The 22,410-nt window shown below is 70.5% G+C and carries 11 protein-coding genes; 10 read left to right on the top strand and 1 reads right to left on the bottom strand.

The window, feature by feature from the left end; translation table 11 throughout:
* Window positions 1-42 precede the first annotated feature (42 nt).
* The 8 genes from FHR72_RS18850 to FHR72_RS18815 are packed head-to-tail and all read left to right on the top strand — an operon-like array spanning window position 43 to window position 19,679.
* Complete coding sequence (locus FHR72_RS18850; protein WP_183470927.1) at window positions 43-3,495, top strand: non-ribosomal peptide synthetase; 3,453 nt, start codon at window positions 43-45, stop codon at window positions 3,493-3,495.
* Entirely contained in the window at window positions 3,492-4,235 is a 744-nt protein-coding gene (locus FHR72_RS18845) for a thioesterase II family protein (protein WP_183470925.1), read from the top strand. Before FHR72_RS18850 ends, FHR72_RS18845 begins: the two co-directional genes overlap by 4 nt.
* Entirely contained in the window at window positions 4,232-5,581 is a 1,350-nt protein-coding gene (locus FHR72_RS18840; RefSeq protein WP_183470923.1) for a beta-ketoacyl [acyl carrier protein] synthase domain-containing protein, read from the top strand. The genes FHR72_RS18845 and FHR72_RS18840 overlap by 4 nt, the downstream gene beginning before the upstream one ends.
* Entirely contained in the window at window positions 5,581-8,496 is a 2,916-nt protein-coding gene (mbtD, locus tag FHR72_RS18835) for a mycobactin polyketide synthase MbtD (RefSeq protein ID WP_183470921.1), read from the top strand. The genes FHR72_RS18840 and mbtD overlap by 1 nt, the downstream gene beginning before the upstream one ends.
* Entirely contained in the window at window positions 8,489-13,612 is a 5,124-nt protein-coding gene (locus tag FHR72_RS18830; RefSeq protein ID WP_183470918.1) for a non-ribosomal peptide synthetase, read from the top strand. The genes mbtD and FHR72_RS18830 overlap by 8 nt, the downstream gene beginning before the upstream one ends.
* A 10-nt stretch (window positions 13,613-13,622) precedes the next feature.
* Complete coding sequence (locus FHR72_RS18825; RefSeq protein ID WP_311736195.1) at window positions 13,623-18,176, top strand: non-ribosomal peptide synthetase; 4,554 nt, start codon at window positions 13,623-13,625, stop codon at window positions 18,174-18,176.
* Window positions 18,173-19,486, top strand: a complete 1,314-nt coding sequence (mbtG, locus tag FHR72_RS18820) for an NADPH-dependent L-lysine N(6)-monooxygenase MbtG (protein ID WP_183470914.1) — start codon at window positions 18,173-18,175, stop codon at window positions 19,484-19,486. The genes FHR72_RS18825 and mbtG overlap by 4 nt, the downstream gene beginning before the upstream one ends.
* Window positions 19,464-19,679: an MbtH family protein gene (locus FHR72_RS18815; protein ID WP_183470912.1), complete on the top strand. Its 216-nt coding sequence runs from the start codon at window positions 19,464-19,466 to the stop codon at window positions 19,677-19,679. Before mbtG ends, FHR72_RS18815 begins: the two co-directional genes overlap by 23 nt.
* A gap of 10 nt (window positions 19,680-19,689) precedes the next feature.
* Here FHR72_RS18815 and FHR72_RS18810 read toward each other — a convergent pair whose 3' ends face one another.
* Entirely contained in the window at window positions 19,690-20,004 is a 315-nt protein-coding gene (locus FHR72_RS18810; protein ID WP_183470910.1) for a type II toxin-antitoxin system VapB family antitoxin, read from the bottom strand.
* Between the two features lie 169 nt (window positions 20,005-20,173).
* Here FHR72_RS18810 and hrcA point away from each other — a divergent pair, with 169 nt between their 5' ends.
* Window positions 20,174-21,205 (top strand): heat-inducible transcriptional repressor HrcA, encoded by a 1,032-nt coding sequence (gene hrcA, locus FHR72_RS18805; protein WP_183470908.1) that lies wholly within the window; start codon window positions 20,174-20,176, stop codon window positions 21,203-21,205.
* A 52-nt stretch (window positions 21,206-21,257) separates the two neighbouring features.
* Window positions 21,258-22,406: a molecular chaperone DnaJ gene (gene dnaJ / locus FHR72_RS18800; RefSeq protein WP_183470906.1), complete on the top strand. Its 1,149-nt coding sequence runs from the start codon at window positions 21,258-21,260 to the stop codon at window positions 22,404-22,406.
* Window positions 22,407-22,410 lie beyond the last annotated feature (4 nt).

The raw sequence follows: 22,410 nt of genomic DNA, 5'->3' as shown, positions 1-22,410 counted from the left end.
ACAGCCTGCACTTAATCCGGCCGTTCGAGGAGGTAGGTAGGTGTGACGTCGACGACTGCACAGTCCGTGCGCGAAGAGGTTGCTGAGCTTCTCGGCGTGAGTGCGACCGACCTCGACCCGCAGGCCGACCTGATCGCCTCGGGCCTGGACTCCATCCGCATGATGTCGCTGTCCGGGCGGTGGCGCCGCCAGGGCATCGACGTCGGTTTCGCGGCGCTGGCCGCGAATCCGACAGTGGCGGCGTGGACGGAACTCGTCGGCGAGTTCACCGGGCCCGGTCCGGACGTCGCGGTCCCTGCAGTGCCGGCCGCGGACGGCGACACCTTTCCGCTGGCGCCGATCCAGCACGCACTGTGGGTGGGACGCAACGACGATCAGCAACTCGGCGGCGTCGCGGCGCACCTGTACATCGAACTGGACGGCGAGGGTGTCGATCCGGAGCGCCTGTCCGCGGCGGCAGCGAAACTGGCTGACCGCCACCCGATGCTGCGCGTGGAGATCCTGCCCGACGGGACGCAGCGCATCAGTGACCGCGGGCTGCCCGTCACCGTTCACGACTTTCGCAATCTCGACCTGGCTTCGGCAGAACTGCGTCTCGAAGAGATCCGCGACGCCAAATCGCACCAGATCATGCACGGTGAGGTCCTGCAGATCTCGCTGTCACTGCTGCCCGACGGCCGCACCCGCCTGCACGTCGATCTGGACATGCAGGCCGCCGACGCCGTCAGCTACCGCAACTTCATGTCCGATCTCGCCGAACTCTACGGCGGCGCAACGCTTCCCGAACTCGGCTACACCTACCGGGAGTACCGAGCCGCGCTGACGGCCACCACCGCCGAGACCGACGAGGACCGGCAGTGGTGGGCCGAGCGAATTCCCGAACTGCCGGAGGGGCCGGCGTTGCCGCTCGTTCCGCGCTCGGAGCAGGCCGATCCGCGGCGCGGCACCCGTCGCTGGCACATCTTCGACGTCGCCACCCGCGACGCGCTGTTCGCGGCGGCGCACCGGCGGGGGATCACGCCGGCGATGGCAGTCGCGGCGTCCTACGCCGGAACGCTGGCGCGGTGGTCGACGAATCGCCGATTCCTGTTGAATCTGCCGATGTTCGGTCGCGAACAGTTCCACCCCGACGTCGACAAGCTCGTCGGGGACTTCACCTCGTCGCTCATGCTCGACGTCGACCTCACCGGCGCCGACACCCCGATCGCACGTGCCCGTGTGCTGCAGGAGACGCTGCATGCCACCGCGCGGCATTCGAGCTACTCGGGACTCTCGGTGCTGCGGGACCTGACCCGGCATCACGGCACCCCGATTCTCGCGCCGATCGTCTACACCAGCGCGCTGGGCCTCGGAGACCTGTTCGCCGACAGGGTCGCCGAGTATTTCGGGCGGCCGGTGTGGACCATCTCCCAGGGGCCGCAGGTGCTCCTCGACGCCCAGGCCACTCCTGTCGCCGACGGCCTGATGATCAACTGGGACACCCGGGAGGACGCGTTCCGGCCGGGTGTCGCCGACGCGATGTTCGCCTACCACCTTGCCGAACTGGAGAGGCTCGCCACCGACGAGTCCGCCTGGGAGAGGCCGGATGTGGCGGCGGTGACCGCCCAGCAGCAGGCCGAACGCGACGTGGTCAACGCCGTCACCGACGTGCCCAGCGGCGACGCACTGCACGACGGCTTCTTCCGCCGAGCCGAGGCACACCCCGAGGCGCCCGCGGTGTTCAGCAGCGCAGGCACGCTGACGTACGGCGAGCTGCGGGAACAGGTTCTCGCCGTCGCTGCCGCACTCGACGTGGCCGGTGTCCGCCGAGCCGACACCGTGGCCGTGATGGGGCCCAAGAACCGTGAGCAGGTCATCGCGCTGCTCGCGATCGCGTCCCTCGGTGCGGCGTATGTGCCTGTCGGCGTGGACCATCCGGCAGAGCGGGCTGCCCGCATGCTGGCCAACGGCGGTGTGCGGATGGCGCTGGTCTGCGGCGACGAGCCGCCCACCACCCTGCCCGCACTTACCGTCGCCGAAGCGATCAGGGTCGGCAGCCGCGCGAGTGGATTCACCCCGCCCGCGGTCGAGCCCACGGAGTTGGCGTACATCCTGTTCACCTCCGGGAGCACCGGGGAGCCCAAGGGTGTCGAGATGACCCACGACGCCGCGATGAACACCGTCGAATTCATCAACGGCCACTTCGGCATCGGCGCCGACGACCGGTGCCTGGCGCTGTCCACGCTCGAATGCGATCTCTCCGTGCTCGACGTGTTCGGGATGCTGCGCGCGGGCGGCTCGATCGTCGTCGTCGACGAACAGGACCGTCGCGATCCCGACGCCTGGGCCCGGCTCATCGAACAGCATGCCGTGACGGTGCTGCACTTCATGCCCGGCTGGCTGGAGATGCTCGCCGAGGTCGACGGTGACCTGTCGTCGGTGCGGGTCGTCCCGACGGGCGGTGACTGGGTACGTCCCGAACTGGTCCGCACGCTGCGCAAGCGCGCGCCGCACATGCGGTTCGCCGGACTTGGCGGCGCCACCGAGACCGCCACCCACAACACCATCTGCGAAGTCGCGGACATCCCCGACGACTGGACGTCGGTGCCGCTCGGCGTGCCCCTACCCAACAACGTGTGCCGCGTCGTCGGTGCCGACGGGCGCGACTGCCCCGACTGGGTGCCCGGCGAACTGTGGGTGGGCGGACGGGGGATCGCGCGCGGCTACTGCGCCCGTCCCGACCTGACGGCCGAGCGTTTCGTCGAGCACGATGGCCTGCGCTGGTATCGCACGGGCGATCTGGTGCGCTATCGGCCTGGCGGTGTCATCGAGTTCGTGGGCCGGCTCGATCACCGCATCAAGATCAGCGGCTACCGCGTCGAACTCGGTGACGTCGAGGCGGCCCTGCGTGCACTGCCCGGGGTCGATTCGGCGGTGGCCTCGGTGGTGTCGGTGGACGGCGGCCGGCCCGTCCTGGCCGCACTGGTCAGCGCCGACGCCGGCGCCGCGGGGCTGGAACCACGCAAACTCGCCGTGGCCATGGCCGAAGTCGTTGCGCCGCATATGATCCCGCAGATCATCGTCACCACGGACGCGATCCCGTACACCGTCGGCGGAAAGATCGACCGCGCGGCTGTCGCAGCGCTGCTCGACGACGCGGAGATCCTGTCCGGCATCGGCTATCGCGCCCCGGCCACCGCGCTCGAATCGGCGCTCAGTGCGATCGTGGGTTCGGTGCTGGGCCGTGACCGGGTCGGCGCCGACGACGACTTCTTCGCCATCGGCGGCGATTCCGTGCTGGCCACCCAGGTCGTCGCGCGGATCCGCACCTGGCTCGACACACCGACCGTGGCCGTCGCCGACATCTTCGCCGCCCGCACCGTCGCATCCCTGGCCGCCCGGTTGACCGCGAACGAAGCGGACGGGTCGCGGCTGGCCGAAGTCGCCGAGCTCTACCTGGAGGTCACGGGCATGGACGGCGCGGAGGTCATGTCCGCGCTGGAAACCGCGCCATGATCGGCGAACAGCGTGCGCCCGAGCTCGCCCCGTGGATCAAGCGGTTCCCGGGTGCTCCCGGCACGGCCACGCTCGTGTTCCCCCATGCCGGAGGCGCGGCCGCGGCGTACCGCACGTTCGCTCAGACGCTGTCCGACAGGGGAATCGACACCTACGTCGTGCAGTACCCCCAGCGGGGCGAACGGCTCGCGCACCCGGCGCCGGACACCGTCGCCGAGCTCGCCTCGGAAATGCTCGCCGCCGCCGACTGGAATCAACTGGGGCCGGTGCGCCTCTTCGGGCACTGCATGGGGGCCCTGGTCGGCTTCGAGTTCTCCCGGCTGTCCGCGCAACGCGGAGTCACCGTGCGCGAACTGTGGGCGTCGGCCAGTCAGGCGCCGTCGACTGTCGCGGGCTCACGGCCCGCACCCACCGGCGATCGCGAGATCCTGGCCGACATCGTCGACATGGGCGGAACCGATGCCCGGCTGCTGGAGGACGAGGACTTCCTCGAACTCCTCCTGCCCGCGGTCCGCGCCGACTATCAGGCCTTCAACCGCTACACCTGCGACCGCGCCGTGCGCATCGACCCCGACATCCACGTCCTTGGCGGCCTGCATGACCACCGGGTCGCCCCGGACTTGTTGCGGCAGTGGCAGTACCACACCAACGGCGCATTCACCTTCACGCAGTTCGACGGCGGCCACTTCTTTCTCGACGACCACCTCGACGAGGTCGCCGAGCTGGTGAGCTGCACATGACCGACGAGGTTCCTCCCGTCGGTGCGCTGCGTTCCGATCGCGAAGACCCCGTCGTCGTCGTCGGGATGGCGGTGGAAGCGCCGGGCGGTGTGAGTGATGTCGACGACTACTGGACTCTGCTCACCGAGCAGCGCGAGGCCCTGACGCCGTTCCCGGAGGACCGCGGGTGGTCGCTGCGCACTCTGTTCGACGGGTCGCAGCGCGACGGCTTCGCGAAGATCCACAACCTGGGCGGATTCCTCACCGACGCCGGCTCGTTCGACCCGGAGTTCTTCGGGATCTCGCGGCGCGAGGCGATCGCGATGGACCCCCAGCAGCGTGTCGCGCTGCGGGTGTCCTGGCGCGCCCTGGAGAGCGCGCACATCAACCCCGACGATCTCGCCGGGCACGACGTCGGGTGTTACGTCGGCGCGTCGGACATGCGGTACGGCCCGAACATGGACGAGTTCTCGCACCACAGCGGGCATCTGATCACCGGCACGTCGCTCGGCGTCATCTCCGGCCGGATCGCGTACACGCTCGGGCTGGCCGGTCCTGCGATGACCGTGGACACGTCGTGCTCCTCGGCGCTGTCGGCGTTCCATGTCGCCGTCCAGGCGCTGCGTTCCGGGGACAGCGATCTCGCGCTCGCCGGTGGCGTATGCGTCATGGGCTCGCCGGGGTATTTCGTCGAGTTCTCCAAGCAGCACGCGCTGTCGGAGGACGGCCACTGCCGGGCCTACAGTGCCGACGCCAGCGGGACGGTGTGGGCCGAAGGTGCGGGAATGTTCGTCCTGCAACGCAAGTCGGCCGCCCTCCGGGACGGCCGCCGGATCCTCGCCGAGGTCCTCGCCAGCTGCGTGAACTCCGACGGCAGGTCTGTCGGTCTGACCGCACCCAGCGAGGGGGCGCAGGCGCGGCTGTTCCAGCGTGCCATCACGGCCGCCGGGGTCCGCGTGGACGACGTCGGCATGGTGGAGGGGCACGGCACCGGTACGCGACTCGGGGACCGCACCGAGCTGAACTCCCTCACCGCCACCTACGGCGCGGGGACACCCGGTGAGGGTCCGCTGCTGGGGTCGGTCAAGTCGAACGTGGGGCACACCCAGGCGGCGGCCGGAGCGCTGGGTCTGGCCAAGGTGCTCCTGGCCGGCGAACACGGCGCGATCCCTGCGACGCTGCACGTGGACGCCCGCAGCCGGGAGATCGACTGGGACACCACCGGTCTGCGGCTGGCGACCACGCTGACGCCCTGGCCCGCCGCGGACGGCGCACGGCTCGGGGCGGTCTCGGCGTTCGGGATGAGCGGAACGAACACCCACGTCGTCGTCGCCGTGCCGGAGGCCGCCGCGGGCAGGGCGGCGTGATGTCCTGCGCACGACTGCCCGACGGACGGGTGCCCGTCGTCCTCACCTCGCACGCCGACGATCTCCTCGCTGAGGAGGCCCGGGCGATCCTCGGCTACGTCGAAAGGCGCCGTTGCGAGCCCGCGCAGGTCGCCGCCGAACTGGCCGCCACACGGCGGGTGCGCCGCCATCGCGCGGTGCTGCGGGCCCGTGACGCCGCCGAACTCGCCGACGCCCTGCGCGCCGTCGCCACCGGACAACCCCATCCCCTGGTGGAGCGGTCGTCGCGACGCAGTGCCGGTCGTACCGCATTCGTGTTCCCGGGGCAGGGGGGCCAATGGCCGTCGATGGGGGCCGAGTCCTACCGCAGGCTCCCGGCCTACCGCGACGAGGCGGACCGGCTCGACGCCGCTTTCCGCGTGGCCGGTCTGCCGTCCCCGCTGCGCTTCCTGACCACCGCCGCCGCGTCGGACCCGGTGTCCCAGTTCGAGCTGCAGGGTGCGCAATTCGTGCATTCCTTGGCGCTGGCCGCGGTGTGGCGCGCGCACCGGATCTCGCCCGACCTGACCATCGGCCACAGCCTGGGGGAGGTCGCCGCGGCCTACGTGGCCGGCGCCATCACGCTCGCCGATTCGATCGCCGTCCTTGCGGCCCGGGCCCGCGCCATCGAGTCCATCCCGGGTGACCACGGGGTGGCGGTGCTCGGCCTCGAGGCGGGCCAGGCCGAGCAGCTGCTCACCGAGGTCGACGGCTGGCTGGAACTGTCCGCGGTCAACGCCACGGCGTCCGTGGCGGTTTCGGGGGAGCGGCAGGCGATCGAGAACCTGGTCGCCGCGGTGCAGGCCCGCGGCCAGTTCGCGCGGGCGCTCGCGATGAGCTTCCCGGCGCACACCACGGCGATGGAGTCGCGCCGCGAGGACCTGCTGCGTGCTCTGCCCCCGTCGCGTTTCGCCGACTCGCCCGTGCAGTTCGTCGGGTCGGCGTCCGGGTCGGTGGTCGCACCGGGCACCGAATTCGGGTCTTACTGGTATGCCAACCTGCGCAACACCATCCGGTTCGACAAGGCGGTGCGGTCCGCACTCGACATGCACGCGGACAGCTTCATCGAGATGTCGGCGCACCCGTCGCTGCTCTTCGCCATCGAGGACGGCGTCGAGCGGACCGGACGTGACGAGCCGATCGTGCTCGTCGGGTCGGGCCGTCGCGATCGCCCGGTCGTGGACACTCTCTCGGCGAACATCGTCACCGCGGCGGCCGCCGACACCGGCTATCGGTGGGCCGACTGGCTGGGCGCCGAGCGGACGTCGCTGCACGGCTTCCCGGGCGCGGCGATGCGCAGGGAGCACCTGTGGGCCGCGCCCGAACCCCTGCCGCCCATCCAGGGCCTGACCGTGACCGCCGAGGTCTGGAAACCGGTCGTTCCGGACGGGAGCCGCACCGCCACCCGCCGTATCGCCGTCGTCGATGTCGGCGGCCCGTCACCCACCTCGGCGGCGGTGCACGACGCCGTGGCCCGCCATCCGGGTGCCACACCGGCCACCGTGTCCGACGCCGACCTCGTGATCGCCGTCGCCCCGGCCGCCGCCCGGGACGGCGTCGCCGACGCGATCGCAGGGCTGGCCGACGGGATCGACTCCGGATTCCTCGATTACGCCTGCGGTTTCGGGCCCCGATGCCGGGACGTGTGGCTGCTCACCACCGATGCCGAACAGGTCAGCCCCGGTGACCCGGTTCCCGGGCTCGCGCACGCCGCGCTCGCGGCGATGCACCGCAGCCTCGGATTCGAGCACCCTGACCAGAACTTCCACCACCTCGACCTGGCCGCAGACGCCACACCGGACGAGGTCACCGCGGCCCTGGAGGTGATCGTCGGCGGCGCCGGCGAGTACGCGGTCCGCGCCGGCGGCTTCTACGAACGCACCCTCGGTGACGAGCCGGCCTTCGCCTCGCCGTGGCAGCTCGCCTCCGGTGTCCTGGACAACGTCGTGATCACCGGCGGGTCGGGCGCCATCGGCAGAAGCTACGCACGGTTCCTGGCCGCCAGGGGGGCCAAACGTATCGTGCTCCTGAGCCGACGGGCTGGCGAACCTCTGCACCTCGACGGCTCCCGTACCGAGATCCTCTCCACCGCTTGTGATCTCACCGACGACGCGCAGCTCGCCGAGGCCGCGGCCATGCATGGGGGCGACGGAGCCACGCTGGTGGTGCACGCGGCGGGAACGGCGACGTTCGCCGACCGCGAGAACATCACCGGGCTCCACCTGAAGGACATGGCGGCCGCCAAGATCAGCGGCCTGGAATCCCTGATTCGGGTCTGGCCCCTGCGCGACACGACGCCGATTCTGCTGTGCTCCTCGGTCACCGGGGTGTGGGGCGGCAAAGGGGTGGCCGCCTACGCGGCCGCGAACAGGATGCTCGACGTCATGGCGGCCCGCCTCAGGGCAGAGGGGCGCACCTGCACCGCGATCCGGTGGGGTCTGTGGGAGGGCAGCGGGATCGTCGACGCCGCCGAGATCGCCAGGGTCGAGCGCACCGGATTGCGTCAGATGAACCCCGCACTCGCGGTGGAGGCCAGTCTGCGCACCTTCGCGTACGACCCTCTGGTGCTCGCGGCAGACCCCGACCGGATCCGGGTGTTCTTCGGCAACCAGAAGCCCGTCGCCGCTGCCGCACAACAGGACAGCGATGAGCCGATGGACGCGCCTGCCGCGGTCCGCAGCCAGCTCGCCGTCGTCCTCGACGTGGACGCGCACGAACTCGACCTGGACTCGTCGCTGTTCGACCTGGGCGTCGACTCGCTGCTCGCCCTGGACCTGCGCAAGAGGCTCAAACGGGTCACCGGCCGCACCGTCGGGCTGGCGAGACTGCTGGGCGGCATCACCGGAACAGACCTGATTGCTGAACTTTCAGAGAGAGTGGAATCTCCGAGTGACTGACATCGACACGCTGGACGACCGGCGACTCGAGCTGCTGCGCCGCCGGCTGCAGGAGCGCGGGCTCGCCGCCGGGGCCGAGGACACCGTCGACGACACCGCGCTGACCGAGGGCCAGCTACGCATGTGGTTCGTCCACGCGACCGACCCCAGCGGTGCCCTGCTCAACGTCTGCCTGTCCTACCGCATCACGGGCGAGGTCGACGTGGCGAGACTCCACGACGCCGTCGACGCCGTCGCGCGGCGCCACAGCATCCTGCGCACGACCTACACCCAGCAGTCCGACGACTCGGGCGAGCCTGGCATGCCCGTCCCCACCGTGCACCCCGACCTGACACCCGGGTGGGCCGACCACGACCTCTCCGACCTGTCCGAACGCGCCCGCCAACTCCGGCTCGAAGTGCTGGCCCAGCGCGAATTCGCCAAACCCTTCGACCTCGGCTCGGAGTCCCCGCTGCGGATCACGGTGATCCGAACGGGCGCAACCGAACTCGTCCTGCTCCTGGTCGCCCACCACATCGCCTGGGACGACGGATCCTGGGAGGTGTTCTTCGGCGACCTCACCCGGGCCTACACCGGGCAGGAGCTGACACCCGCCCCCCGCGCGGCCGCGCCCGTCCAGGGGTCTGACGACGACGACGTGACGTACTGGCGTTCGGTGATGAAAGACCCGCCCGAGCCGCTCGAGCTCCCGGGCCCCACCGGGTCGGCCATCCCGACGAGTTGGCGCTCGCAGCGCGCCACACTGCGTCTGGACGCCACCGCGGCCGCAAGGGTCGCGGCGACGGCCGGGGATGCCGGAGCCACCCCGTACGCGCTGCTGCTGGCGGTCTTCGGCGTGCTGGTGCACCGCTACAGCCACGTCGACGACTTCCTCGTCGCGACACCGGTGCTCAACCGCACCGGTGCCACCGAGGACGTCATCGGGTACTTCGGCAACACCGTGGCGATGCGCCTGCGGCCCCGGCCGGAGATGACCTTCCGCGAGCTGCTGACCCAGACCCGCGACACGGCCCTCGGCGCGTTCGCCCACCAGCGCGTGGGACTCGACCGCATGGTGCGCGAGATCAACCCGGACCGCCGCCACGGCGCAGAGCGGATGACCCGCGTGAGCTTCGGCTTCCGGGGCCCCGACCGCTTCGGGTTCACGCCGCCCGGGGTCAGCTGCGAACGTGCCGATCTGCGTTCACATCTGACCCACCTCCCGCTGGGAGTCATGGTGGAATTCGACGAGACGGGAATCCTCGTCGAGCTCGAATACCTCGTCGAGATCATCGAACCGCGCCTTGCCGGGCAGCTTCTCGACCACTACGCCGTGTTGCTGGGCGGTGCACTCGACGCGCCCGACGCCACGCTGAGCGCGCTTCCGATGATGGGCCCCGAGGACAGCGCGTGGCTGCGGGACATGTCCTGCGGGCCGCGGTTCGACACCCCGGACGCGACGATCACCGACCTGGTCGAGGCCCAGGTCGAACGCACCCCCGACGGCACCGCCGTGGTCTACGAGGGACGTCACTTCACCTACCGCGAGCTCAACGAGGCCGCCAACCGAGTAGCGCACTGGCTGATCGGCCAGGGCGTCGGCGCCGAGGACCGCGTCGCCGTGCTGCTCGACAAGTCCCCCGATCTGGTGATCACCGCCCTCGGGGTACTGAAGGCCGGCGCCGTCTACGTGCCCGTCGACCCGACTTATCCGCAGGACCGTCTCGACTTCATCCTCGGCGACTGCGATGCGAAACTGGTGGTGCGCGAGCCGATCACCGGCACCCACGACAAGCCCGCGCACAACCCGTCCGATGCCGATCGGGTCCGCCCGCTGCGCCCCGGCAACACCGCGTATCTGATCTACACCTCGGGGTCCACCGGCCTGCCCAAAGGGGTACCGGTGCCGCACCGGCCCGTCGCGGAGTACTTCGTATGGTTCAAGGACGACTACCAGGTCGACGCCGACGACCGGCTCCTGCAGGTCGCCTCACCCAGCTTCGACGTGTCGATCGCCGAGGTGTTCGGCACCCTCGCCTGCGGGGCCCGCCTGGTGATCCACCGTCCGGGCGGCCTGAACGACATCGGTTACCTGACCGACCTGCTGCGCGACGAAGGCATCACCGCAATGCATTTCGTGCCGTCGCTGCTGGGGTTGTTCCTGTCCCTGCCGGGGGTCAACCAGTGGCGCACGCTGCAACGGGTACCGATCGGTGGCGAGGCGCTGCCCGGTGAGGTGGCCGACAAGTTCCACGCCACGTTCGACGCGCTGCTGCACAACTTCTACGGTCCGACCGAGACCGTCATCAACGCCACCCGGTTCAAGGTCGAAGGTCGCCAGGGCACCCGCATCGTCCCGATCGGCAAACCCAAGATCAACACCCAGATCCACATCCTCGACGCCGCGCTGCAACCGGTGCCGGTGGGTTCGATCGGCGAGATCTACATCGGCGGCACGCACGTCGCCCACGGCTACCACCGCAGGCCGGGGCTGACCGCAGAACGGTTCGTCGCCGACCCGTTCACGCCCGGGGCACGCATGTACCGGTCCGGGGACCTGGCCCGCCGAAACGCCGACGGCGACGTCGAATTCGTCGGGCGCGCCGACGAGCAGGTCAAGATCCGTGGATTCCGTATCGAACTCGGCGATGTCGCCGCGGCCATCACCGTGGACCCCAGCGTCGGTCAGGCCGTGGTCGTGGTCAGCGACCTGCCCACGCTCGGCAAGAGCCTCGTCGGGTACCTGACCCCGGCCGACGGAGCCGGCGTCGACGTCGACCGCATCCGGGCCAGGGTCGCCGCGGCGCTGCCGGAGTACATGACCCCCGCCGCATACGTGGTGGTCGACCACATCCCCATCACCGCGCACGGCAAGATCGACCGCGCCGCGCTGCCCGAACCGGAGATCACCGCGGTCAACGCGTTCCGCGAACCCACGACCGGCACCGAACACCAACTCGCGGAGGTGTTCTCCGAGCTGCTCGGCCACGATCGCGTCGGCGCCGACGACTCGTTCTTCGACCTGGGCGGGCACTCCCTGCTCGCGACCAAGCTGGTCGCAGAACTGCGCCCGCGCTTCGGCGTCGAGGTCGGGGTCCGCGACATCTTCGAGCATCCGACCGTGGCCAGGTTGGCCGCCCACCTCGACACCCTCACCACCGGAGAGGCGGGGAACCGGCGACCGCGCCTGGTGGCCGCGGCACAGGACGGCCCCGCGCCGCTGTCGTCCTCACAGCTGCGGTCGTGGTTCGGATATCGCATCGAGGGGCGCAGCCCCATCAACAACATCCCGTTCGCGGCGCGCCTGTCCGGACCCTGCGACGTCGACGCGTTCGTCGCGGCGATCCGCGACGTCGTGGAGCGGCACGCCATCCTGCGCACCACCTACCGCGAGATCGACGGCGTGCCCTACCAGATCGTGAACCCCGCCGCCGATGTGCCGGTACGGCGGGCCCGCGGCAATGGCGGGGACTGGCTGCGGGCCGAGCTGGACCGCGAGCGCAAGCACACCTTCGACCTCGAAGAGGACTGGCCGATCCGTGCCGCGGTGCTCGGCGTGGGCGACGACCATGTGCTCTCCGTGGTGATCCACCACATCGCCGGCGACCACTGGTCCGGTGGCGTCCTGTTCACCGACCTGGTGACCGCCTACCGCGCCAGGAAGACCGGGGAACGTCCGGGCTGGGGACCACTTCCCGTGCAGTACACCGACTACGGTGCGTGGCAGGCCGAGCTCCTGAGCGACGACACCGGCATCGCCGCACCGCAACGGGAGTACTGGACCCGCCAGCTGGCCGGCGCACCCGCCGAAGCGGGGCTGCCGCTGGACTTCCCGCGTCCCCGCATCCCCAGCGGCAGCGGTGACGCCGTGCAGTTCAGCATCGACGCGCGCACCCGTGACACGCTGGCGGCCCTGTGTCGGGAGCTCGGCATCACCGAGTTCATGCTGCTGCAGGCCGCGGTGGCCGTGGTGCTCTACAAAGCCGGTGGCGGCGTGGACATTCCGCTCGGCACCCCCGTCGCAGGCCGGACCGAGCCGGAACTCCAACAGCTGGTCGGCTTCTTCGTCAACTTCGTGGTCCTGCGCAACGACTTGAGCGGCAACCCGACGCTGCGGGAGGTGCTCAGCCGCGCCCGCGACATGGCGCTGTCGGCGTATTCGAACCAGGACGTGCCGTTCGAGCAGATCGTCGAGGCGGTGAATCCGCCGCGGACCCTGGCCCGCAACCCGCTGTTCCAGGTGGTCGTGCATGTGCGCGAGCAACTTCCACAGCGTCAGAGGATCGACACCGACACCGAGTTCACCGCGATCGAGCCGACGTTCGACATCGCCCAGGCCGACCTGTCGCTGAACTTCCTGGCGGGCGACGGAGCCGAGGAGTCCGGTGCCGGTGAGGGCGGATACCGCGGCTACCTGATCTACCGGCCCGAGCTCTACGCCCGCCGCACGATCGAGCGGCTGGCCGGGTGGCTGAACCTGGTCGTGACGGCCTTCGCCGAGAACCCCGACCGCACGCTGCGCGACGTCGAGATCCTCACTCCCGAGGAGAAGCAGCGGATCTCGGGGGAATGGAGCAGCGGCACGCAGGTCCGGGTGCTCGACGAGGACCTCGCGCCGGTGCCCGTCGGCGTGTTCGGCGACCTGTACCTCACCGGTGGGCCTTTCCCGGGATCGCAGCCCTACCGCACCGGGGACCGGGCTAGATGGGGCGACGACGGGCGGCTGGAGATCATCGCCGGGAAGCCCGTCGTGATGCAGGCCGCCCCAGCGGCCGTCCCGCGCGACTACGCGGCCCCCGAGACCGACACCGAGCGGGCGCTGGCCACGCTGCTCGTCGACCTGCTCGGCGCCGAGGAGGTCGGCCGGTACGACGACTTCTTCGGCCTCGGCGGCGACAGCGTGCTCGCCGTGCAACTGGCCGCTCGGGCGCGCGACGCGGGTCTGGAGCTGACCGCGCGGATGGTGTTCGAACATCCCGAACTCGCCGCACTGGCAACGGCTCTCGACGCCGAGGACCAGACCGGCCGACAGCGGGAGGACACCCACCACGCGCCGATGTCGGCCTCCGGACTGTCCGAAGACGAGCTCGCCGCGCTGACCGCGTCCTGGAGCAACGTCGGAGACGATGCCCGATGAAGGACGTCCCGTGACGCGCGTCGAGCCGGCGCCGGCCGCACCGACCATCGAAGACGTCCTGGCGCTGAGCCCGCTTCAGCAGGGGCTCTACTCGATGGCGACGCTCACCGGTGACGAGGATGGAGCGTCGGACCCGTACGTCATCGCGATGGCCGCCGACGCGTTCGGGGCCCTGGACGCCGGCCTGCTGCGCGAGTGCGCGGCAAGACTTCTGGACCGCCACGCCAACCTGCGGGCCAGCTTCGTCCGCGGCAACCTCAGCCGGGCGGTGCAGGTGGTCCCGACCCGTGTCGAGCTGCCGTGGCGTCATGTCGTGGTCGCCTCGGAGGCCGAACTCCGGGACGCCGAGACCGCCGAGCGCATACGAGCTTTCGATCTGGCCAACGGCCCGGTCATCCGGTTCCTGCTCATCGAGGCGCCGCAGCGCCGGCGGTTCGTGGTCACCGCGCACCACATCCTGATCGACGGCTGGTCGCTGCCGCTGTTCATGGGCGAGCTGCTGACGCTGTACCGCGCCGAGGGGGACCTCGACGCCCTGCCGGAACCGCCCCGGCCCTACCGCGACTACATCGGCTGGCTCGCCGGGGTCGATCACGACGCCAGCCGTGACGTCTGGCGGCGACACCTCCTCGGGGTCGACGCCCCCACGTTGTTGACGCCCGCCCTGACGTCCAGCGCGCCCGGGGGCAGGCCGCAGCTGACCGAGGTGACGCTGGACGCGACGCGGACGCTGGCGCTCGTCGAGGCCGCCCGGTCCCGTGGCGTCACGGTGAACACGCTCATCCAGATGGCCTGGGCGAACATCCTTTCCGTGATCACCGATCGCCGCGATGTGACGTTCGGTGTCACGGTCTCCGGGCGCCCGGGTGAGCTCGCGGGCGTCGAACGGATGGTCGGGTTGTTCATCAACACCGTGCCGCTGCGGGTCCGGCTCGACCCGGTCGCCACCACCGGCGAGCAGTGCCGCGCCCTCCAGCGCGAGGCCGCGATACTGCGCGATCACGGCTATCTCAGCCACTCCGAGATGCGTGCGGTCGCCGGTGTCGGCGAACTGTTCGACACCCTTCTGGTCTACGAGAACTTCCCGCCGGGGGGACTGGTCGGTCAGACCGAATTCCACGCCAACGGGGCCACGTTCGTCCCGTCGGCGCTGGAGAGCCTGTCGCACTTCCCGGTCACCATCGCCGCGCACCTGGCCGGTGACGTGCTCACCGTGTTCGTCGAAGTGATCGACGGCGCGCTGGGGCAGCTTCGGGCCGACGCACTCGGGAGGCGTGTGTTGGACACCGCGCTGCGGCTCATCGACTGCTGGGACCGTCCGCTGCGCGAGGTCGGTGTCCTGCTGCCCGACGAGACCGCCGTGCCCGAGGCCGCGGTGTCCGAGCCGCCGACCGCTCGCAGTATCCATGCCCGCTTCACCGAGGTGGCCGGGAGCAGGCTGGGCTCGGTGGCGCTGACCTGGAACACCGGCGACGGTGCCGGGTCCATGACCTACCGGGAACTCGACGAGGCGGCCGACCGGGTGGCCGCCGCGCTGCTCGACGGGGGAGTGGCCGCAGAAACGCCTGTGGCGGTATGCCTTTCGCGGGGCCCGAACTACGTGGTGGCGATGCTCGGCGTGCTCAAGGCGGGCGGGGCGATCGTGCCGCTCGATCCCGGCATGCCCACCGAGCGCATCGACGACATCCTGGAGCAGGCCGGGGCGCGCGTGCTGATCGACGACGCCTACCTGGCCGGCCTGCCCGCCGAACCCGCACCGTCGTACCGGCCCGCCGAGACCGGCCTGGACCAGGCCGCCTACATCGTGTTCACCTCGGGCACCACGGGCCGGCCCAAAGGCGTCGTCGGCACGCACGGCGCTGTCCTGGCGTACGCCGAAGACCATGCAGCACACGTGCTGCGGCCCGCGGCGGCGCGCACCGGCGCCCCGCTGCGCGTCGGGCATGCGTGGTCGTTCACCTTCGATGCCGCGTGGCAGCCGCTGGCCGCGCTGCTCGACGGCCATTCGGTGCACCTCGTGGGCGACGAATCCCAGCGCGACGCCGAAGCTCTCGTGCACACCGTCGGACGGTTCGGCATCGACCTGCTCGACACCACGCCCTCGATGTTCGCCCAGCTCCACGACGTCGGCCTGCTCAGCACCGTGCCGCTGGCGGTGCTCGCGCTGGGCGGCGAGGCGGTCAGCGCGTCGACGTGGCGCCTGATCGGCGAGGAGTGCGCCCGCACGGGGATGGCGGCTTTCAACTGCTACGGGCCCACGGAGACCACGGTGGAGGCGGTGGTGGCCGCGATCGACGCCCACGCCCGGCCGTCGATCGGACACCCGACCCAGACCATGCGGGCCTATGTGCTCGATGCCTGGTTGCGCCCGGTGCCGGCCGGTGTCGCGGGGGAGCTGTACCTGTCGGGGCAGCAGCTGACGCGAGGCTATCTGGGCCGGTTCGCCGAGACCGCAGCGCGATTCGTCGCCGACCCGTTCTCCGCGGGCGGCCGCATGTACCGCACCGGCGACGTGGTGCGCCGCGGGGCCGACGGTGGCCTGCAGTTCCTCGGCCGCGCAGACGATCAGGTCAAGATCCGGGGGTTCCGCGTCGAACCCGGCGAGATCGCCGCCGTCCTGTGTGAACACCCCGGTGTCGCCGATGCGTATGTCGCTGTCCGGCAACGCGATCGCGCCGCCCGTCTGACGGCCTACGTCGCGGGAGGGGCGTCACCGCCCGAGGTCGCCGATCTGCGCGCCGTGCTGGCCACGCGGCTGCCGCACTACATGGTCCCTCAGCGCATCGTCGTCCTCGACGAGTTGCCCCTGACCTCCCACGGCAAGATCGACGAAGCCGCGCTGGCGGCCGTCGTCACCGAGGACGCGCCGTCCGTCGCGCCCGAGACCGCGACGGAGGCCGCGCTCGTCGAGCTGCTGGCCGAGGTGCTCGACGGAGGCGACACCGGCGATATCGGCGTCACCACCGATTTCCTGGAGATGGGCCTCGACAGCATCGTCGCCCTGGCGCTGGTCCAGGCGGCGCGTCGTCGCGGCATCGATATGCGTGCTCGACTGATGCTGGAGTGCAACAACATTCGTGAGCTGGCCACGGCGATGGACGCCGGCGGGCAGGACCGGCAGCCCACACCGGTGACCGCGGACCGGTTCGGTGAGGTGGCGCCCGCGCCCATCATGGAGTGGATGTACGAGCACGGCAATTTCCGTCGCTTCACCCAGAACGTGTTGATCGCACTGCCCCCGGACATCACCGAGGCCCGGCTCGAGTCGGTCCTGCAGGTACTGCTGGACCGCCACGACATGTTGCGCTCCGTCCTCCGGAGCGACGCCGGCCACCACATCGTGTCGACCCGCCCGCCGGGCGCGGTGTCGGCACGCGACGTGCTGACGGTCGTCGATGCGCCCGCCACCGATGCCCTACCCGCGGAAGTGGTTGCGGCGCTGGACCGCATCGATCCCTGCGCCGGATCCATGGTGGCGGCGGTGTTCTTCCGGCAGGGGCCGCCGGTGCTCATGCTCAGCGTGCACCACCTCGCCACCGACGTGGTGTCCTGGTATGTGATCCTCGGCGCCCTGTCGGACATCGACGCCGAGCTCTCGGCCGGGCGCACCCCGGACCTGGCCGCCGAGTTCACCACCTACCGGGAGTGGACCCTTGTGCTGCATCAACGCAGCGCCAGCCCGGAGGTCGCCGCGCAGCGTGACTTCTGGGTCACGCAGCTTTCGGCACCCGACCCCGAACTCGGTGCGCGCCTGCCCGACCCGCAGCGCGACACCTGGGGGTCGTTGCAGCTGACCGACGTCGTCACCGACGCCCGGACCACCCGTGCGATCCTCGACCGTCTCGACGGCACCGGGATCGAGATGCGCGACTTCCTGCTCACCGCACTGGCGTTGACGCTCGCGTCGTGGCGCATCGAGCGTGGCCAGCCTGCGCACCACGGCGCGCTGATCGCGCTGGAGGGGCATGGCCGCGAGGATGGGCTCGTCGAGACGGCGGCTCCCGTCGACACGTCGGCTCCTATCGACACGGCGGCTCCTATCGACACGTCGGCGACCGTCGGATGGTTCACCTCGGTGTTCCCGGTGCGCCTCGGCGCCGGGGAGGCGGCCGTCGACGTCGACACCGTCAGGCGCAACCCGGCCGCGGCACGCGCCCTGCTGCGGGCGGTCGCCGAACAGGTCGCCGCGGTGCCCAACCGGGGACTGGACTACGGTCTGCTGCGCTACACGTGCGCCGACGATGCGCTGCGCGCGCTGCCGCATCCCCAGGTCGAGTTCAACTACGTGGGCCGTCACGACCTCAGCGGCGATCGGGGCGCGGGTCCCTGGTCGCTGATCACCGACTCCGCCCTCAACGCCCACATGCCCGCCGCCGCGGAACCCGAACTCCCGCTGCGGTACACCTTCGACGTCATCTCGGTGGTCGCCGCGGGTGAGAACGACGACCGCCCCCGCCTGCGGACCAGCTGGCGCTGGAGTCCACTGCTGTCGACCGCCGAGGATGTGGAGCGGCTCACCGAGCTCTGGCATCAGGCGGTCATCGTCCTGGGAGAAGCGCTATGACCACCCGGCCACGACCCACCCTCGCCGTCGTCGGCGCCGGGCCCAAAGCGATCGCGGTCGCGGCGAAGGCCGCTGAACTGCGCGCCATGGGCGCCGACGCGCCCGACGTGGTGGCGATCGAACGCAGTGTGGTGGGTGCCAACTGGCAGGCGGTCGGCGGCTGGACCGACGGCCAGCACCGGCTCGGCACCAGCCCCGAGAAGGACGTCGGCTTCCCGTACCGCTCGTCGCTGGTGCCTCGCCGCAACGCCGAACTCGACAGCCGCATGATGCGGCACAGCTGGCAGTCCTACCTGATCTCCAGCGCCCAGTTCGCCGAATGGGTGGACCGTGGCCGTCCCTCACCGACCCACTCGGGGTGGAGCAGGTACCTGCGGTGGGTCGCCGACAGCGTCGGCATGTCGGTCATCCACGGTGACGTGCAACGGATCTCGATCGACGGCCAGCGGTGGGCGCTGTCCACGCCGGAGCAGACCGTGCACGCCGACGGTGTGATGATCACCGGCCCGGGACAGGCGCAGCGCTCCCTCCTGCCCCACGACCCGCGGGTGCTCTCGATCGCGCAGTTCTGGGCGCGGGCCGCGCGGCAGGACCTGATCGTCGCCGACCGGGTGGCGGTGATCGGCGGCGGGGAGACCGCGGCCTCGATGCTCAACGAGCTGTTCCGGCACCGTGTTTCGACGATCACGGTGATCTCGCCGCAGGTCACACTGTTCACCCGCGGGGAGAGCTTTTTCGAGAACACCCTGTTCTCCGATCCGACGGACTGGTCGAGCCTGACGATGGCCGAACGCCGCGACGCGCTGGCCCGCACCGACCGCGGCGTGTTCTCGGCGCGCGTGCAGGACGCGCTGCTGGCCGACGACCGCATCCGGCACCTCCGCGGGCGGGTCGCCCACGCCGTGGCGCGGGATCAGCGAATCCGCCTGACGCTGAACTCCAATCGCGGCGGTGAGGCGCTCGAGACCGTGCACGGTTTCGATCTCGTGATCGACGGTTCCGGCGCCGACTCGATGTGGTTCGAGTCGCTGTTCAGCCAGGACGCCCGCGATGTCATCGAGCTGGCACTGCGGGCACCGCTGACCGGTGAATCGCTGCAGGAGTCGATCACCCACGACCTGTCCGTGGGCGGCGTGACACCGAAGCTGTTCCTGCCGGGGCTCTCGGGTCTGACCCAGGGGCCCGGCTTCCCGAACCTGAGCTGTCTCGGGTTGCTGTCCGACCGCGTGCTGGGCGCCCGGTACCCGGGAACCGGTCCGGCGCATGACCCTTCGACGAGGAGAAGCGATGAGCACGAACCCGTTCGATGACGAGAACGGCACCTTCTACGTTTTGGTCAACGACGAGGAGCAGTACAGCCTGTGGCCGACGTTCGCCGATGTCCCCGCCGGGTGGCGCGTGGTGTTCGGCGAGAGCACCCGGGCCGACTGTCTCGCCTACGTCGAGGAGACGTGGACGGACTTGCGACCGCGCAGCCTGCGTGAGGCCATGAGCGCGGACTGACCCGCGCCGGCTAGCCGGGGTGGGGGGCCGGCATGTCCATGTCGAAGACACGGGCGTGCAGCACGGTGCGGTTGCGCAGCGCCGCGCGCACCGCGCGGTGCAGCCCGTCCTCCAGATAGACATTGCCGCGCCACTTCACCGCGTGCGGGAACAGGTCGCCGTAGAACGTCGAGTCCTCGGACAGCAGCCGGTCGAGGGCGAGCACGGTCGTCGTCATCACCAACTCGTCGAGCCGGATCTGACGCGGCGGTATCTGGGCCCACTGCCGGTGCGACAGACCGTGGTCAGGGTAGGGCCTGCCATCGCGAACCCCTTTGAAGATCATCGACGCGCCTTCGCTGCCCGTTGCCCCCGCAATATGTGTCTGTTCCGGTCAGGTTAACCTGCCTGCGCCGACCCTGCTTTGCCACTGTCGGGTCGCTCGGTCGAAGCAGCCCGATGACCACCCGTAAAATGAACGCGACCGGGTCGCGTCTACGTCAGGTGGGTGAACAATGGGCAGCGCAGACGATCGTCGTTTCGAGGTGTTGCGTGCCATCGTCGCCGATTTCGTCGCCACCAAGGAACCGATCGGATCCAAGACGCTCGTCGAGCGACACAACCTCGGGGTGTCCAGCGCCACGGTGCGCAACGACATGGCCGTCCTGGAAGCCGAGGGCTACATCACCCAGCCGCACACCAGCTCGGGCCGGGTGCCGACCGAGAAGGGCTACCGGGAGTTCGTCGACCGGCTCGACGACATCAAGCCGATGTCGGGTGCGGAGCGCCGCGCGATCCTGTCCTTCCTGGAGTCCGGTGTCGATCTCGACGACGTGCTGCGCCGCGCGGTGCGGCTGCTGGCGCAACTGACGCGACAGGTGGCGGTCGTGCAGTACCCGACGCTGTCCACCTCGTCGGTGCGGCGGCTGGAGGTGGTCGCGCTGACCCCGGCGCGACTGCTGCTGGTGGTGATCACCGATTCGGGCCGGGTCGACCAGCGCATCGTCGAACTCGGCGACGGCCTCGACGAGACGCAGCTCGGCCAGTTGCGCGACCTGCTGGGCCAGGCGCTGGAGGGCAAGCCGTTGACGGCCGCCTCGATCGCCGTCTCCGATCTCGCGTCGCACCTCAACGGTCAGGGCGGGCTCGCCGACGCGGTCGGCAGGTCGGCCACCGTACTGGTGGAGACTCTCGTCGAGCACACCGAGGAACGGCTCCTGCTCGGCGGTACGGCGAACCTGACGCGCAACACCGCCGACTTCGGCGGCTCGCTGCGCTCGGTGCTGGAGGCGCTCGAGGAGCAGGTGGTGGTGCTGCGCCTGCTGGCCAAGCAACAGGAAGCGGGCAAGGTGACCGTGCGGATCGGTCACGAGACCGAGGCCGAACAGATGGCGGGCACCTCGGTGATCAGCACCGCGTACGGCAGCTCGGGCAAGGTTTTCGGCGGCATGGGAGTGTTGGGTCCCACACGGATGGACTATCCGGGAACTATCGCCAATGTCGCCGCGGTTGCTCTCTATATTGGCGAAGTCTTAGGTAACCGCTGATCCGCGCCCCTGTCGGGGTTTAGGCGGATCGGTCGGGTGGGAAAGGTTGAGCGTGGCACGCGACTATTACGGGCTGCTCGGAGTGAGCAAGGGTGCGAGTGATTCGGAGATCAAGCGCGCCTACCGCAAGCTCGCTCGCGAGCTGCACCCCGACGTCAATCCCGACGAGGGCGCCCAGGCGCGCTTCCAGGAGATCAGCGCCGCCTACGAGGTGCTCAGCGATCCGGAGAAGCGCCGCATCGTCGACCTCGGCGGCGATCCGCTGGAATCCGCGGCCGGTGGCGGCGGCGGGTTCTCCGGGTTCGGTGGGCTCGGCGACGTGTTCGAGGCGTTCTTCGGCGGCGGCACGGCCTCGCGTGGACCCATCGGCCGCGTCCGGCCCGGGTCGGACTCGCTGCTGCGGATGCGGCTCGACCTCGAAGAGTGCGCGACCGGGGTGACCAAGCAGGTCACCGTCGACACCGCGGTGCTCTGCGACCTCTGCCACGGCAAGGGCACCCACGGCGACTCCACGCCGGTGGCCTGCGACACGTGCGGCGGACGAGGCGAGATCCAGACGGTTCAGCGCTCACTGCTCGGACAGGTGATGACGTCGCGTCCCTGCCCGGTCTGCGGCGGGGTCGGCGAGGTGATCCCCAACCCGTGCAACCGCTGCGCCGGGGACGGGCGCGTGCGCGCCCGCCGCGAGATCAGCGTCAAGATCCCCGCCGGCGTCGGCGACGGCATGCGTGTCCGGCTGGCCGCCCAGGGCGAGGTCGGCCCCGGCGGTGGACCCGCCGGCGACCTCTACGTCGAGGTCCACGAGAAGCCGCACCCGGTGTTCGTCCGCGAAGGGGACGACCTGCACTGCACGATCTCCGTGCCGATGGTCGACGCCGCGCTGGGCACCACCGTGTCGGTCGACGCGATCCTCGACGGACCCACCGAGATCACCATCGCCGCAGGCACCCAGCCGGGCTCGGTGACCACGCTGCGCGGCCACGGCATGCCGCACCTGCGATCGGGGGTGCGCGGCGACCTGCACGCCCACATCGACGTCGTCATTCCCTCACGACTGGACCACGACGACGTCGAACTGCTGCGCACGTTCAAGGAGCGCAGCCGTGCGACCGCCGAAGTGCGTTCCGCAGACGGCAATTCGGGCGGCTCCCACGGCGGCGGCCTGTTCTCCCGGTTGCGCGAGACGTTCACCGGGCGCTGACCGG

This window comes from Mycolicibacterium iranicum (assembly GCF_014190915.1).
Classification (GTDB): Bacteria; Actinomycetota; Actinomycetes; order Mycobacteriales; family Mycobacteriaceae; genus Mycobacterium; species Mycobacterium iranicum_B.
Note: the sequence above shows the minus strand (reverse complement) of the source record. Positions and strands in the feature narration are given on the sequence as shown.